This is a genomic window from Streptomyces rubellomurinus (assembly GCF_000961885.1).
GTDB lineage: Bacteria > Actinomycetota > Actinomycetes > Streptomycetales > Streptomycetaceae > Kitasatospora > Kitasatospora rubellomurina.
This window is the reverse complement of sequence record NZ_JZKH01000092.1, coordinates 13830-28698: the sequence shown is the minus strand read 5'-3', so window position 1 is coordinate 28698 and position 14869 is coordinate 13830. Positions and strand designations below refer to the sequence as shown.

Annotated in this window: 16 protein-coding genes and 1 pseudogene; 6 read left to right on the top strand and 11 right to left on the bottom strand. The window is 73.6% G+C overall.

Annotation, left to right across the window (positions count from 1 at the left end; genetic code table 11):
• Together VM95_RS45330 and VM95_RS31320 are read right to left on the bottom strand one after the other, a co-directional pair.
• Positions 1-517: pseudogene (locus VM95_RS45330) on the bottom strand (hypothetical protein); the annotation flags it as partial.
• Positions 514-912, bottom strand: coding sequence for a BlaI/MecI/CopY family transcriptional regulator (locus VM95_RS31320; RefSeq protein WP_045703207.1), 399 nt, complete (start codon positions 910-912; stop codon positions 514-516). The gene VM95_RS31320 and the pseudogene VM95_RS45330, both read right to left, overlap by 4 nt.
• Before the next feature lie 125 nt (positions 913-1037).
• Here VM95_RS31320 and VM95_RS31315 point away from each other — a divergent pair, with 125 nt between their 5' ends.
• The 3 genes from VM95_RS31315 (at position 1038) to VM95_RS31305 (ending at position 3027) form a co-directional block, all read left to right on the top strand.
• Positions 1038-1703 (top strand): DedA family protein, encoded by a 666-nt coding sequence (locus tag VM95_RS31315; RefSeq protein WP_045703205.1) that lies wholly within the window; start codon positions 1038-1040, stop codon positions 1701-1703.
• Between the two features lie 20 nt (positions 1704-1723).
• Entirely contained in the window at positions 1724-2371 is a 648-nt protein-coding gene (locus tag VM95_RS31310; protein ID WP_244179014.1) for a phosphatase PAP2 family protein, read from the top strand.
• 140 nt (positions 2372-2511) lie between these two features.
• Entirely contained in the window at positions 2512-3027 is a 516-nt protein-coding gene (locus VM95_RS31305) for a pyridoxamine 5'-phosphate oxidase family protein (protein ID WP_045703201.1), read from the top strand.
• Between the two features lie 4 nt (positions 3028-3031).
• On the opposite strand, the gene VM95_RS31300 is transcribed toward VM95_RS31305, so the two are convergent.
• From VM95_RS31300 to VM95_RS31265, 8 genes are all read right to left on the bottom strand, one after another.
• Positions 3032-3670, bottom strand: coding sequence for a hypothetical protein (locus tag VM95_RS31300; RefSeq protein WP_045703199.1), 639 nt, complete (start codon positions 3668-3670; stop codon positions 3032-3034).
• A gap of 94 nt (positions 3671-3764) precedes the next feature.
• Positions 3765-4256: a hypothetical protein gene (locus tag VM95_RS31295; protein ID WP_045703197.1), complete on the bottom strand. Its 492-nt coding sequence runs from the start codon at positions 4254-4256 to the stop codon at positions 3765-3767.
• Between the two features lie 83 nt (positions 4257-4339).
• Positions 4340-4660, bottom strand: coding sequence for a DMT family transporter (locus VM95_RS31290; RefSeq protein ID WP_045703195.1), 321 nt, complete (start codon positions 4658-4660; stop codon positions 4340-4342).
• A 7-nt stretch (positions 4661-4667) separates the two neighbouring features.
• Positions 4668-5360: an HAD family hydrolase gene (locus VM95_RS31285; protein WP_045703194.1), complete on the bottom strand. Its 693-nt coding sequence runs from the start codon at positions 5358-5360 to the stop codon at positions 4668-4670.
• 72 nt (positions 5361-5432) lie between these two features.
• Entirely contained in the window at positions 5433-6518 is a 1086-nt protein-coding gene (locus tag VM95_RS31280) for an ABC transporter ATP-binding protein (protein WP_045703192.1), read from the bottom strand.
• 46 nt (positions 6519-6564) lie between these two features.
• On the bottom strand, positions 6565-7374 hold the full coding sequence (locus VM95_RS31275) for an ABC transporter permease (RefSeq protein ID WP_045703214.1): 810 nt from the start codon (positions 7372-7374) through the stop codon (positions 6565-6567).
• Positions 7374-8351: an ABC transporter permease gene (locus VM95_RS31270; RefSeq protein WP_078860818.1), complete on the bottom strand. Its 978-nt coding sequence runs from the start codon at positions 8349-8351 to the stop codon at positions 7374-7376. The genes VM95_RS31275 and VM95_RS31270 overlap by 1 nt, the downstream gene beginning before the upstream one ends.
• A 6-nt stretch (positions 8352-8357) precedes the next feature.
• On the bottom strand, positions 8358-9533 hold the full coding sequence (locus VM95_RS31265) for an ABC transporter substrate-binding protein (protein WP_045703190.1): 1176 nt from the start codon (positions 9531-9533) through the stop codon (positions 8358-8360).
• Between the two features lie 342 nt (positions 9534-9875).
• Between VM95_RS31265 and VM95_RS31260 the strand changes: the two genes are divergently transcribed.
• Positions 9876-10661, top strand: a complete 786-nt coding sequence (locus VM95_RS31260) for a GntR family transcriptional regulator (RefSeq protein ID WP_045703188.1) — start codon at positions 9876-9878, stop codon at positions 10659-10661.
• 21 nt (positions 10662-10682) lie between these two features.
• Here VM95_RS31260 and tmpA read toward each other — a convergent pair whose 3' ends face one another.
• Complete coding sequence (gene tmpA / locus VM95_RS31255) at positions 10683-12272, bottom strand: 2-trimethylaminoethylphosphonate dioxygenase (RefSeq protein ID WP_045703185.1); 1590 nt, start codon at positions 12270-12272, stop codon at positions 10683-10685.
• A gap of 185 nt (positions 12273-12457) precedes the next feature.
• Here tmpA and VM95_RS31250 point away from each other — a divergent pair, with 185 nt between their 5' ends.
• The gene (locus tag VM95_RS31250) at positions 12458-13051 is read left to right on the top strand and encodes a hypothetical protein (RefSeq protein WP_157882249.1); all 594 of its coding nucleotides are present in this window, start codon (positions 12458-12460) and stop codon (positions 13049-13051) included.
• 136 nt (positions 13052-13187) lie between these two features.
• Positions 13188-14828 (top strand): APC family permease, encoded by a 1641-nt coding sequence (locus VM95_RS31245; RefSeq protein WP_045703181.1) that lies wholly within the window; start codon positions 13188-13190, stop codon positions 14826-14828.
• Positions 14829-14869: the final 41 nt, after the last annotated feature.

Below are 14869 nucleotides of genomic sequence, written 5' to 3'. Positions count from 1 at the left end.
GGACGACGAGCGGGGGCTCCGCCGGCCGGAGCAGCGCGCGGAGCTGTCGGCTGACGCTCTCGCGCGCGGTGCGCGCCCGGCGCACGGAGGCGCGGCGGGAGCGCACGGCCGGGGCGTCGGCGGCGGGGAGGCCGGGCGCCTCGGCGGAGCCCGGGTGGTCGGGGAGCGCGGCCCGGGCGGTGCGCAGGTCCCGCTGCCGGCGCCGGGCGGTGCGGACGGCGAGCGCCGCGAGGGCGGCCAGGACGGGCCCGGCCGCGGCGGCGGCGAGCGGCGCGTCGGGGGCGGCCGCGGTGAGCCAGGGCAGCGACAGGTGGCCGAGGGCGGCGACCGGCGGCAGGTGGAGCAGCCCGGCGGCGGCGAGCAGGCCGAGCGAGCAGAGGGTGCCGCCGGCCAGGACGGCGGTGGTGCCGGCCAGCGTCCAGGCGGCGGCCCGGGGCGACAGTGCCTCGGCGAGGCGGCGGGCCAGGGGCGCGGCCAGGAAGGGCAGCAGCAGCGGGGCCCAGACGGCGAAGATCACGGTGCGGCCGCCGTTCCGGGGCCGGGGCCGTCGCCGCCGAGGAGGTCGCGCAGCAGCTGCTCGTCCTCGGCGGAGAGGTCGGAGACGAAGCGGGCGAGCACGGTGGAGCGGTCGGCCTCCCGGCCGAGCTCGGTGTGCATCCGGCGGGCGGCGAGGCCGGCGGTGTCCTGGACGGTCGGGGTGTAGGCGTAGGCGCGGCCGGCCCGGGTGCGCTCGAGCGTCCCCTTGTCGTGCAGCCGGGCCAGGATCGTCGCGATGGTGGTGCGGGCGAGGTCGCGGCCGAGGGCGGCCTGGACGTCCTGCGGGGTCATCGGCTGTCTCGCCGACCAGAGCGCGGCCAGCACCTCGGCCTCCAGCTCCCCGGCGGGCCGGCGGGCGGACGGTACGTCGGACATGGCGGCGCTTCCTCCAGGTTTCGTCTACAGTCATGTAGACCGTCTACGTCACTGTAGACGGTCAGGGTCGGTCCGGCCGGGAACTGCGGCGGACCGCCCTCCAACGTACGGGAGGTCCGCCAGCCTTGCTCCAGTTCCCCGTCGACGCGGTTCACCTCGCGGTCAACCCCCTGGACGCGTCCTCGCTGCTCACCGCCTTCGGCGCGCTCGGCATCGCCGCCGTGCTGTTCGCCGAGACCGGCCTGCTGGTGGGCTTCTTCCTGCCCGGCGACTCGCTGCTGTTCACCGCCGGCCTGCTCTGCGTGCCCGGTGCCACCAGCGGCCCGCAGCTGCACCTGTGGCAGGTGCTGCCCGCCGCCCTGGTCGGGGCGCTGGCCGGGGCCCAGGTCGGCTACGTGATCGGCCGCCGCGGCGGGCGGGCGCTGCTGGCCCGGACGAAACGCCGGAGCCTGCTGGAGGGCGTCGGACGGGCCGAGGAACTGCTGGCGACGTACGGGCACGGCAAGGCGATCGTGCTCGCCCGGTTCATCCCGGTGGTCCGGACGGTGCTGAACCCGCTCTGCGGCGTGCTCGGAGTGCCCGCTCGCTCGTTCACCCTCTGGCAGGTGTCCGGCGGGGCGCTCTGGACGGTCGGGGTCGTGCTCGCCGGGTACGGGCTCGGGTCGTCGGTGCCCAGCATCGACCGATATCTGCTACCGATCATCGGTCTGGTAGTAGTTGTCTCCGTGCTCCCCCTCGTTATCGAACTGTTCCGCGCCCGTTCGGCGCGCCGTCACGGAGGTGACGTGTGATTCCCGCCCGGGCTCTCGCTGTGTACGACGGCAGCGGCATCGACGGCAGCGTCTACACGCAGGTCAACAAGTGGGTGCAGTCCGCCCCGCACTGGCTCAACGACGTCATCAAGGTCTGGTCGGCGTTCGGACTCGGCCTGTTCGCCGTCTTCATGCTCTACGCCTGGTGGCGGGCGCGCGGCGCCGACTCGGCGACGATGGCCAAGGTGCTGGCCTCGCCGGTGATCGTGGTCGTCGCCTACGCCGCCAACTCCGTCCTCAAGGGACAGATCGAGGAGCTCCGGCCCTGCGCCCAGATCCGCGGCAGCGTCTCCCTGGAGACCTGCCCGGCCGCCGGCGACTGGTCCTTCCCGAGCAACCACTCGGTGATCGCCTTCGCCGCCGCGATCGCGCTCTGGTTCGTCTCCTGGCGGCTCGGCGTCGTCGCCACGGTCTTCGCCGCGCTGATGGCCGCCTCCCGGGTCTGGGTCGGCGTGCACTACCCGCACGACGTCGTGGTCGGCGCACTGGTCGGCACGCTGGCCGCCCTGGTGCTGGCCCCGCTGGCCGGGCGCTGCGGGCCGCTGGTGGACCGGATGCGGGCCGGCGCGCTGCGCCCGCTGCTGGGTCCCGGCGAGCTGCCGGTGATGGCGCGCGGGTACGCGGCCCCCGGGACGCGGTCGTACTGATTCCGCCGCTCGCCTTGTCCGGTTTCGGACGGCGGGTGGAGCATGTGAGCCGGGTGCGGCGCCCCCTCGACGGGGGTGCCCGCCCGGCTCAGTCGTGCCCGGGGCGCGGGTGCCGGGCCTGCCAGCGGAGGGAGCGCCGTATGCCGTACCGACTAGACATCACGCAGGGGGACTGGCCGGGCGGCTCCCCGGAGAAGGGCGTCGAGGCGCTGCTCGGCGAGGCCATCGTGCTCACCCTCGCCACCGCCGGCCACGAGCGCGGGCCGCACGCCAACCTGGCCTTCTTCGCCCACGACGACGACCTCGTCCTGTACTTCGTCAGCGAGCGCTCCACCCGGCACAGCCACCACCTCGCCGAGGAGGCCCGGGCCGCCGCCACCGTCTTCCTCCCGCCGCCCGTGTTCGGCGAGCAGCTGCGCGGGCTCCAGCTCACCGGCAGCGCCGGCGAGGCCTGGGGGCGGCAGGCGGAGGCCGCGCTCGCGGCGTACCAGGGGCGGTTCCCGAGCTTCGCCCAGGACGAGGACGTCCGGCGGCAGTTCCTCACCGGCGGCGGCGCGGCGGCGCTCTACCGCTTCCAGGTCGACGAGCTGACGGCCGTCGACGAGCCGAACTTCGGCCGCCGCAACTTCCTGCGGGCGCGGGTGCTGCGGGGGTAGCTCCTCACTGGGGCCGGGGTCCGCCGCCCGGCCGGGGGAACGGGACGCGGCGCGGGCGGCCGTTGCGGACGACCGCCACGCCGAGGCCGGCGGTGGCGGCCATCAGGAAGGCGTTGACGCCGAGCGCGCCGGCCAGGTCCCGGGGGAGGTCGACGTTCTCCGGGAGGCGCGCCCCGGCGACGCCCCGGGGGTCGTAGCGGACGGTCAGCAGGTCGCCGACCGCGTGCGAGCGCAGGCGCGCGGCCACCGTGCCGTTCGGGATCGGCACGCCGTGCTCGTCCGCGACGTCGTACGTCGAGTCGGGGTGCTTGCCCTGCGGGCGGTCGTGCGTCGCCGTGACCCGGCCGGTGGTCGTGAGCCCGGAGGCGCCGAGGATCATCGAGTCCCGGGCGGAGTACACCGACGCCAGCGCGGCGAGCCACAGGAGCGCGCCGACGGCCCCCAGCCAGCAGCCCGCCCCCGCCCCGACCAGCCGGACCAGGCCCACGATCCAGCCGATCCCGAGGGCCAGTCCGAGGAGCACGGCCAGACCCCCGCTGACGTACGTGCTCACCGCCACCAGCCCGAACGTCCCGGCCGGTACCGCCGCCACCAGCGCGACCGCCAGCGCGACCGTCCCGCGCCGGCCTCCCGTCCTCGCCATGCTTCCCCCGCTCCTTCGTGCGACGGGGCGGAAGCGTACGCCGGGATCGTGACGGCCTCCGAGCGGGGGGGGGCGGCTCACCGCCGGGGCGGCGTCAGCGGCGCCAGAAGCCGCGCTTCTTCGGGGCGACCTTCTCCAGCACGGCCGCGACGAACAGCTCGGCGACGGGCGAGGGCCCCTGGCCGTAGTTGATGTGACCGTTGGTGTCCCACTCGCCGAGGACGGTGCCGGGGCTGCCGTCGAACGGGCTGAGGGCGTGTTCGAGGGTGAGGTAGCGGACCTTCTTGGACCCCTTGGGGTGCACCGCGGCGACGAAGTGCGCCTCGGCGGCGCCGGTCGGGGTGGGCAGCGTGACCAGCAGCACGCGGTGGCCGTCGACCTGCAGGTGGCGGCAGTCCAGGCCGTGGCTGGGCAGGCGGTGCTCGGGCGGGAGGGTCCGGCCGTAGTCGTCCCAGATGCCGACCAGGACGGGCAGCAGGCTCCCGCCGTCCGGGGCGGGCGAGGCCAGCCGGGGGCCGAATTCCAGGACCTGGCGGGCGAGTTCGCGGTGCGCGAAGCGGTAGTGGTGCGGGCGCGGGTCGGTCATGCGGCCACGGTAGGCGAAAGCGCCGGGGCGGGCCGTCGAATTGCTCGACTTCCCGCCCCGGCAGGGGAATCGACCTGCTGCCGTCAGTGGCTGCCCTTGAGGTTGAGCACGACCACGCCGACGATCACCAGCGCGAGCCCCAGGTACTGCAGCCGGCCCAGCTGCTCGCCGAAGGCGACCACGCCGATCCCGGCGACCGCGGCCGTCCCGGCCCCCGACCAGACCGCGTAGGCGATCGAGACCGGGATGTGCTTCAGCGCCCGGCCGAGCAGGAAGAAGGACAGCGCGTAGCCGATCCCCACCCCGAGGCTGGGCCAGAGGCGGGTGAACCCCTCGGTGAGCTTGAGGCAGCTGGTGGCGCAGACCTCGCTCAGGATGGCGAGGGCGAGCAGGACGTAGGGCATGGCCGGATCAATCGACGGGGGCGGTGGAGAGTTTCCCGAGCAGCGTGAGGTCGGCCTGCTCCAGGCTGGCGAGCAGCGTGATCCGGCCGCCGGCCGGCATCGCGACGTCGGTGGAGGGCACGGCGAGCACGGCGCAGCCGGCCGCGCTGGCGGAGGTGACGCCGGTCGGGGTGTCCTCGACGGCGAGGCAGACGGCCGGGTCCAGGCCGAGCCGTTCGGCGGCGGCGAGGTACGGGTCCGGGGCGGGCTTGGTGCGCGGGGTGTCCTCGGCGGCCAGGGTGGTGGCGAACCAGTCGCCGCCGATGGCGGAGAGGACGAGGTCGACCACCCGGCGCGGGGAGGCGGAGACCAGCGCGGCCGGCACGCCGGCGTCGCGCAGCGCGGCCAGCAGGGCGAGCGCGCCGGGGCGCGGAACCGTTTCGGCGGCGACCTTCCCGGCGAAGGACTCGCCGAGCCGGGCGGCGAGTTCGGCCTCGCTCAGCTCGGTGCCGCTGACCCGGTGCAGGTGGGCGGCGGTGTGCTCGACGGCCTGGCCGAGCACCTCGGGGGCGTCCTGCTCGGTGAGCGGGTGGCGCAGCTCCTCGGCGAGCTCGGCGGCGGCCTGCCACCAGAGCTGTTCGGTGTCGACCAGGGTGCCGTCCATGTCGAACAGGACGGCGGCGGGCAGCCCCTCGGAGGGGGGCAGGGCGGATTCAGGCATGGCGGTACCTTCGGGGTGGTTCAGCTCGGGTGATTCTCGCAGAGCGCGTTGCGCGGGTCTGCGGGCGGGTCTCTAGGCGGGACGGCGGTCCACCAGCACCGGGCGCTCCGGCAGGGTGAGCTCGGCCCGCGAGCCGACCGGCAGCGCGGCGGTGGCCTCGGTGGGCAGGTCGGCCTTGACCTCGGTGCCGTCGTCGAGGCGGACGGTGAGCCGGGTGACGGCGCCCAGGAAGGAGGCGTTGACCACCAGGGCGGGGCCGTCCTCGCTCGGGGCCAGGAGGACGTTCTCCGGGCGGACCAGCACCTGCAGCTCGCCGTCGGCCGGGACGGCGCCGTCCACGGCGTGCCGGCGGCCGAGCACCTCGACGCCCTCCGAGGTGCGGGTGCACGGGATGCGGCTCATGGTGCCGACGAACTCGGCGACGAACGCGGTGGCCGGCCGGCCGTACAGCTCGGACGGGGTGGCGCACTGCTCCAGCCTGCCGGCGCGCAGCACCGCGACGCGGTCGGCCATCGACAGTGCCTCCTCCTGGTCGTGCGTGACGAACAGGGTGGTGATGCCCAGCTCCTGCTGCAGGCGGCGGATCTCCTCGCGCAGCTGCAGGCGGACCTTGGCGTCCAGCGCGGACAGCGGCTCGTCGAGCAGCAGCACGCGCGGCTGCAGGGCGAGGGCGCGGGCGAGCGCGATGCGCTGCTGCTGGCCGCCGGACATCTGGTGCGGGTAGTGCTCGGCGCGGTGCGGCAGGCCGACCAGCTCCAGCAGCTCCTGGGCGCGCTTGCGGCGCTCGGCCTTGCCGGTGCCGCGCATCCGCAGCCCGAAGGCGACGTTGTCGAGCGCGGTCAGGTGCGGGAAGAGGCTGTAGGACTGGAACACCATGCCCGCGTCGCGCTTGTGCGCCGGGATCGAGGTGATGTCCTTGCCGTCGACCAGCACCTCGCCGGAGTCGTGCTGCTCGAAGCCGGCCAGGATGCGCAGCGCGGTGGTCTTGCCGCAGCCGGACGGGCCGAGCAGGGCGAGCAGCTCGCCGGGGTGGACGGTCAGGTCGAGGCCGTCGAGGGCGGTGGTGGCGCCGAAGGAGCGGCGCAGCGAGCGGAACTCGACGGTGGCGCTGCCGGGGGCGAGCGCGACGCCGCCGGCGGTGGCGGTGGCCGTGGTCATGACTGGGAACTCCTGGAAAGCGTGGGGTGGTTCAGGACCGGGCGGTTCAGGACCGGGCGGTCCTGCGGCCGCGGCCGGCGGCGGACATCAGCAGCAGGACGAGCCAGACGATCAGCAGGCTGAGCATCGAGACCGCGACGGACATCTGGCCGTCGCTCTTGCCGTTGGTGTTGATCCACACCGAGAAGGGGGCGAAGCCGAGGATGGAGGCGGTGGTGAACTCGCCGAGCACCAGGGCGACGGTGAGCACGGCCGCGTTCAGCAGCGCGCTGCGCAGGTTCGGCAGGACGACGGTGAAGACGGCGCGCAGCCAGCCGGCGCCGCAGTTGCGGGCGGCCTCGACCAGGGTGACCACGTCCACGCCGCGCAGGCCGGAGTCGATCGCCCGGTAGGCGAACGGCAGCGCCATCAGCACGTACGCGATGACCAGCACGATCGGGAAGTCCGGGTCCTGGATCGCCACGATGGTCTGGAAGAACGGCGTGTCCTGCAGGTAGTCGGGGCCCCAGCGCAGCACGCCGATGATGCCGGTGGTGAGCGCGACGACGGGGACGACCAGCGGCATCGAGCACATCACCTCGATCACCGGGCGCAGCTTCGGCGCGCCGAGCCGGGCGGCGAGCACCGCCGGCACGAGCAGGAGCAGCAGCACGGCCACGGTGACGGCGGCGAGTTCGAGGCTGAGCACCAGGCTGTCGCTGAAGCCGGGCGCGTTCAGCAGCTCGGTGTAGGCGCGGAAGGTGGTCCCGCCCTTGTTGTCGTCGATGCTGAACCACAGCGAGGCGGCCATCGGCACCGCGAAGTAGATCCCGCAGACCAGCAGGACCAGGCCGCGGCCGAAGCGGATGCGATTGATCAGGCGAGCCACTTGGCACTCCGGCGCTGAAGGGGCAGGTACAGGGCCATCACCAGGCAGGCGACCACGATCATGTCGAGGCCGAGGGCGAGGGCGAGGTTGCCCTGGCCGACCAGGACGTTGCCGGACAGCGCGTCGCCGATCTGCATCGAGATCAGCGGCACCGAACTGCCCACCATGGCCTCGGCGGTGGCGTACGCGGCGAAGGAGGCGCCGAACAGCAGCACGAAGCCGCCGAGCAGCGAGGGCAGCAGGACGGGCAGCGCCACGTGCCGCCAGTACTGCACCGAGGTGGCGCCGTTGTTGGCGGCGGCCTCGCGCCACTGGGTCTTCAGGCCCTCCAGGGCCGGGGTGATGGTGATGACCATCAGCGGGACCAGGAAGTAGAGGTAGACCACCGACAGGCCGGAGAAGGTGTAGAGGCTCCAGCCGTGCTTGGTCAGGCCGAGCGAGGTGGTGACCTCGCCGGCGTTGCCGAGGGTGGCGACGAACATGAACGCCAGCGGTACGCCGCCGAAGTTGGCGAGCACGCCGGAGGCGGACATCACGGCCTCGCGGAACATCCGGAAGCGGGAGGTCGCCACCGCCTGGGCCAGCGGCAGGCCGACCACGGTGGCGATCAGCGCGGTCAGCAGCGACAGCTTCACGCTGCCCCACAGGGCCGTCCAGTAGGCGCCCTGGAGGGAGTTGGTGAGGTTGTCGGTGGTGAAGGTGCCGCCGCCGTCCGGGGCGTCGGTGGAGGTGGTGAACGCGCCGATGGCGATCGCGACGGCGGGCAGGCCGAAGCCGATCACGAAGAACAGCAGCAGGGGGAGGGCGGCGAGCCAGGCGCGGCTGCCGCCGGCCCGGCGGCGGCCGGGGCGGGGGGCCTTGGCGGTGCGGGCCGAGGCCGGGGCGGGGGAGACGGAGCCGGGGACGCCCCCGCCGCGCTGGGCGGCGGAGGCGTTGGCCGGCACCGGGGTGGGAGCCGTGGTCATCTCAGGTCAGCCCGCGATCGCCTTGGCCCAGTTCTCGGTGACGACCTTCTTGGCCGCCGTGGTCTGGTCGTCGGTCGGGAAGGTGGTGAAGGGCTTCTCGACCGGCGGGAGCTTGGCGGCGGCGGCCGCGTCCAGGGTGCCGGCGGCCTTCATGGCGTCGAACAGGGCCGGGGTGGCGTAGCCGCCCAGGAAGCCGTTCTGGCCCTCCGCGCTGTAGAGGTACTCCTCCCACAGGCGGGCGGCGGCCGGGTGCGGCGCGTCCTTGTTGATGGCCTGGTTGTAGAAGTTGGCGTAGCTGCCGTCGGACGGGATGCTGACCTGCCAGTCGATGCCCTTGTCCTTGAACTTCACGGCGTAGCCGGCGTTCAGGTAGGACCAGTCGATGGTGATCGGGGTCTCGCCCTTCTCGATGGTCGCCGGGGTGACCTCGACCGGGTTGAAGTTGCCGGCCTGCTTCAGCTTGCCGAAGAAGTCGATGCCGGGCTGGATGTTGTCCAGCGAGCCGCCGTTGGCGAGGGCGGCTGCCATGACGGCGCTGTACGCGGCGTTCGCCTTGGTCGGGTTGCCGTTGAGCGCGACCATGCCCTTGTACTCGGGCTTCAGCAGGTCGGCGAAGGTCTTCGGGCAGGTGCCGACCTTCTTGGCGTCGCAGGCGATCGAGATGTAGCCGCCGTAGTCGTTGTAGCGCAGACCGTCGGCGTCCTTCATGGTGGCCGGGATCTTGTCGAAGTCGGCGACCTTGTACGGGGCGAACAGGCCCTGCTTGGCGCCGGAGGTGGCGAACGCGGCACCCAGGTCGACCACGTCGGGGGCGCGGTCCTGGCCCTTGCGGGAGGTGACGGCGTTGATCTCGTCCTGGCTGGAGCCGTCCGGGTTCTCGTCCTCGATCTCGATGCCGTACTTGGCCTTGAAGTCGTCCATCAGCTTGCCGTAGTTCGCCCAGTCGCGGGGCAGCGTGATGACGTGGAGCTTGCCCTCCTTCTTGGCGGCGGCGACCAGGGCGTCCATGCCGCCGAGGTCGGCGGCGGAGGTGGCGGTCTTGGCGCTCTTGCCGCCGCCCGACACGTCGTTGGAGCCGGCCTTGGTGGACGAGGAGCCGGCGGAACCGCAGGCGGTGAGCGAGAGTGCGGCGGCGGTCAGTACAGCCGCGATGGCGGCGGTGCGGGCGCGGTGCACGGTCACGGGTCAGTCTCCTGAGAAGGGGGCTTTGCTGGGTTCTGCAGCAAGGGAGGGCGTCGGGATCGGGGGATCCGGCGAGCGGCGGTCCGGGTGCGGTCCGAGGTGAGTTCGGAGTCGTCCGAGTTGACTAGCCAACTTCGCTGACGGGGGTAAGTAACCCGGAGTCCGGTGACGGGAAGGTGAACGGACGGCTCAGCGCCGGGGTCGGCTGCGGGAACGGTGGAATCCAGCCATCCGAGCGCGATCCGTTCGGTGCGATGCTCGAATCGCGCAGCGGGATAAGGTCGGGCTGTCCGCGCCGGTACGGCTGCGCAGGACACCGCCCCAGGAGGGACATTGACTGACGTGGCACTTGAGCCCGGGCGCCCGGCCCCGGCCGCGGAGCGCGGCGCCGCCCTGTACCGGAAGGTCGCCGCCGACCTGCGCGAGGCCATCACCACCGGGGCGTACGGGGAGGCCGGCCGGCTGCCCGCCGAGGGCGCGCTGGCCGAGAAGTACGGCGTCTCGCGCGGCACGGTCCGTCAGGCCCTCGCGGTGCTGCGCTCGGACGGGCTGGTCACGTCGCGGCGCGGCACCCGGCGGGTGGTGCTCGGCGGGGCCCGGGTGCAGAGCTTCTCCGAGCTGCTGAGCTTCACGCACTGGGCGTACTCGATGGGCGAGGAGCCCGGCGGCATCCTCGACTCGCTGGTCCGCCGCCCGGCCGACGCGGCCGAGTGCGAGCAGCTGCGGCTGGAGCCGGGCGCCGAGGTGTACGTGACGGTGCGGCTGCGCACGCTGTCCGGGACGCCGGTGATGGTCGAGCGCACCATCTACCCGCCGCGGGTCGGCGAGATCGTCGCCGAGCTGCCGACCGACGTGGTCTCGCACACCGAGGTGCTGCGCGAGCACGGCATCCTGTTCACCGACGCCGACCACACCATCGACGTGGTGACGGCCAACGCCGTCGACGCCCGGCTGCTCGGCTGCCGCCGGGGCGGCCCGCTGCTGCGCGAGCGGCGGCGCACCACGGACCCGACCGGCACCCCGGTGGAGTGGTCCCAGGACCGCTACCTGCCCGGGACGGTGGCGTTCAGCGTGCACAACTCGCTGGCCACGTCGGCGCTCTCGCGGCACGCCCGGGACGGGGACTGACCGCCCCCGCCCCCGGGCCCGTCAGCGCATCAGGGCGGCGAGCAGCGGCCGGTAGTGCTCGAAGCCGGGCACCTCGGCGCCGGCCGTCTTGGCCTGCTCGTCCCAGCGGCGCACGGCCACCGCGTCGGCGGCGCCCGGGAGTTCGGCGAACTCGGCGGCCTGCCGCTCGCTCATCGGGCCGCCCTGGACGGTGAGGGTGTACTCGGACGCCTCGGAGAGCTTCTCGCGGTAGCCCGGTTCGACGGCGCACAGGTAGCGCTTGGCGGCGACGTGCAGCCGGACCGGCTCGGTGACCTCCGGGCCGAACCACTGCGCCAGCCGGGCGGCGCCGGTGTCGCTGTGCCGGTTGTCCTGCCCCCGCATCAGGTCGCGGCCGCTGACGGCCTCCCGGCCGTGCTCGTCGACGAGGTGGCCGAGGTCGTGCAGCAGCGCGGCGGCGACCAGGTGCGGTGCGGCGCCGGCCCGTTCGGCGGCCGCGGCGGCCTGCAGCATGTGCTCGGCCATGGTCACCTCCTCGCCCAGGTACTCCCCGGCGCCCTCGCCCGCGAACAGTTCGGCGAGCTCGTCCAGCGCGGCGGTGCCGCGGTGCAGCACGGCGAGGGTGGAGCCGAGCGCGTCGAGGTCGGCGTAGCAGCCCTGGAGGTGCCGGCGGCCGTCCTGCTCGAAGGCCGTGCGGGCGTGCAGCAGGCGGGTGTTGTCGAAGACCAGGCAGTCGCCCGGGTCGAGCCGGAAGGTCAGCTGCAGTTCGGGGCGCAGGGTGATCGCGGCGAAGCGGCGGTACGCGGCGTAGAAGGCGTCCCGGCCCTCGCCCCGGAGCGTGCCGAACGAGCGGTTGTTGAACCGGACTTCGCGGATCCGGCCGAGCCCGTCGACGTCGATCAGCGGCCGCTCGGCCCGCAGTTCCGTGCGGCGGTCGCGGAAGACGAAGGGGACGGGCGTGCGGGTGAGCAGCGCGAAGGCCTCGGGGGCCTCCTCGCGCAGGATCGCGGCCGCCCGGAAGCCGTCCACCAGGCCGGAGTCGCCGCCGGTGGCGGAGTTCTCCAGGCAGTGCAGCAGCTGCAGGGTGGGCACCGGGTCGCGGTAGGGGTTGTCGGTGTGCGGGGCGATGGCGGCGCTGGTGAAGGCCAGGTTGTTGGGGTCCGGCTCGACCCGGACGTCGAACAGCTCGCCGTAGTTGGTGACCCGGACGTACCCGAAGCTCTCGGCCACCGCCAGGACCTGCCGCTCCACCGCCGGCACCCCGCGCAGCACGGCGAAGCCGCTGCGGCGCACGGCGGCCAGCACCGCGGCCCGCTCGGCCGGGTCGGCCAGGTACGCCGCCCAGTCGGCCTCGGGCAGGCCGCGCGCGAAGTCCGCCGCCGCCCAGAGCCGCTTGCCCTCCTCCGTCCGCCCGTCGCCCTCGGGCTCCTCGTGCAGCCAGGCCAGCGGGTAGCGGGAGCGGTGCCCGTCCGACCAGAGCACCTCCAGGTTGCCGTCCAGCTCGCACTGCGCCGCGAGGGTGAGGTCGTCCGGCAGGTCGGCGATCTGGAACAGCTTCTGGCCGTTGCGCGGATCGCGGCATTCGCCGCACGGGCAGTTGTCGCGCAGCCAGTACGGGGACGGCTCGGTCATGGCGGTTCTCCTCCTGGACGGGGGTCCCTGGGGGAGTTGTATAGCCAACTCGACCCCCTTGGGCGGGAGCCTGCCGGGCGGCGGTGAGTTCTGCGTGCCGGCGAGGTGAACGCTGGGGGAACTGTGCCGGGGCCGGTGGCCGAAAAGCATTGCGCAGACTGGTCCAGACCTGCTCTGATCTGCGCGTGCCAGAACTCGATCAGCCCGAGGACGTCCTGGTGGACGTCACGCCCGTCGCCCCGCCGCCGCGCTCCCGCCGCAGGCTGTGGCTCACCGTCACCGCCGTCGCCGTCCTCGGCGCGGCGGCCTTCGGCGTGGCCTTCGCCGACAACTTCGCCGACCTCGGCGCGTACCGGTACGACCCGCCGAAGACCTTCGACGGGCTGCCGCTCGTCCCCGAGGCCTCGAAGGCCAAGCAGAGCCGCGTCGGCTCCGAGTCCGGCGTCTCGGCCACCACCTACCTCGCCGGGGACCAGCAGCGGATGGTCTTCCTCACCGTCAGCGAGCGGCACATCTTCCTGCCCTCCTCCGAACTCGACGACCTGCTCTCCCGCCAGCGCTCCAACGGCGAGGAGATCGCGGACCTGCACGAGGTCGACCCCGGCGACCGGGGCGGCGTCATGAAGTGCGGCCGCGCCGACGCCGAGGGGCACGCCATCGCCGTCTGCGACTGGGCGGACGGCAGCATGTGGGGCATGTACAGCGAGACCGCCGAGGACGTCGACGCCGTCGCCGCCCACGCCCGGGACTTCCGCCGGCAGGCCGAAGTCCCGTCCTGAGCCGAGCCGCGCCCTCCTCTGCCGCGTGCCCGCCGTTCGGGTGAGCGGAGGCGGGCGCAGCGCGTTTCGGCGCGGGGGCGGCGCGCGGGCTGCGGCACTGTCGGGGGGATTCCCCGAGGTGAGAGGCGGTCCCGCCATGGCGCATTCCACGACCACGAGCCCGCCGGGTTCGGGGCACACCGGGCTGAAGCGGGAGGTGGGGCTCGCCGGGCTGCTCTGGGCCTCGGTCGGGGCGATCATCGGCTCCGGATGGCTGTTCGGGGCGCAGAAGGCGGCCGTGGCCGCGGGGCCGGCCGCGCTGCTGTCCTGGGGCATCGGCGCGGTGGCGATCATCCTGCTGGCGCTGATCCACGCCGAACTGGGCGGCCTGTTCCCGGTGGCCGGCGGGACGGCCCGGTACCCGCACTACGCCTTCGGCGGGTTCGCCGGCATGTCGTTCGGCTGGTTCACCTGGCTGCAGGCGGCGACCATCGCCCCGATCGAGGTCCAGGCGATGATCAACTACGCCCGGCACTGGACCTGGGCGGACGGCTTCCTGAACAAGGACCTGACGCTGACGGGCACCGGCTTCGTGATCGCGGCCGTGCTGCTCGGCCTCTTCGTCGCGGTCAACTTCCTGGGCGTGCGGCTGCTCGCGCACACCAACAGCGTGGCCACCGTGTGGAAGGTCCTCGTCCCGATCCTGGCCATCTTCGCCCTCGGGCTCACCGAGTTCCACGGCTCCAACTTCCACCTGCGGGGCTTCGCGCCGGACGGCGCCAAGGGCGTGCTGGCGGCGATCAGCACCAGCGGCGTGATCTTCGCGCTGCTCGGCTTCGAGCAGGCGATCCAGTGGGCGGGGGAGAGCCGCAACCCCCGCCGGGACATCCCCCGGGCCGTGCTCGGGTCGGTCGTCATCGGCACGATCGTCTACGTCATGCTCCAGGTGGTGTTCATCGGGGCCCTGCCGCCGGACACCTTCGCGGCGGGCTGGGGCAAGCTCGACTACCCGGGCATCAGCGGGCCGTTCGCCGGCCTCGCCACCCTGATCGGGCTCGGCTGGCTCGCCACCATCCTGTTCATCGACGCGGTGATCTCGCCGGCCGGCACCGGCCTGGTCTACATCACCTCCAGCTCCCGGGTCACGTACGGGCTGAGCCGCAACGGCTACGCGCCGCAGGCCCTGCAGTACACCGACAAGCGCTCGGTGCCGTGGCTGGGCCTGCTGATCGCCTGGATCGCCGGGGTGCTCTGCTTCCTGCCGTTCCCGAGCTGGCAGCGCCTGGTCGGCTTCATCACCTCGGCGGTGGTGCTGATGTACGCGGGCGCGCCGCTGGCCTTCGGGGTGCTGCGCAAGCGGCTGCCGGGGATGGAGCGCTCGTACCACCTGCCCGGCGGCACGATCATCTCGCCGCTGGCCTTCGCGGTGGCCAGCCTGGTCATCTACTGGTCCGGCTGGGACACCCTGTGGCGGCTCGGCCTGGCGATCCTGATCGGGTACGTGCTGCTCGGCGGGTACTCGATGTACGCGGCCTCGAAGGGCGTGCCGAACGCGCCGCGGATGGACTTCAAGGCCGGGCAGTGGCTGCCGGTCTACCTGGTCGGGATGGGGATCGTCTCCTGGCAGGGCACCTTCGGCGTGGGCGCCCAGGGGAACCTGCCGCTGTGGTGGGACATCGGCGTCGTGGTGGTGTTCGCGCTGGTGATCTACTACTGGGCGCTGGCGGTCGCGCTGCCGGCGGAGGAGATCGAGCGGAACATCCGCGGCGTCGAGGTGCTGGACGCGGGCGGGCACTGAACACCCCGCGAGAGCGGCCCCCGAGGTGACTCGGGGGCCGT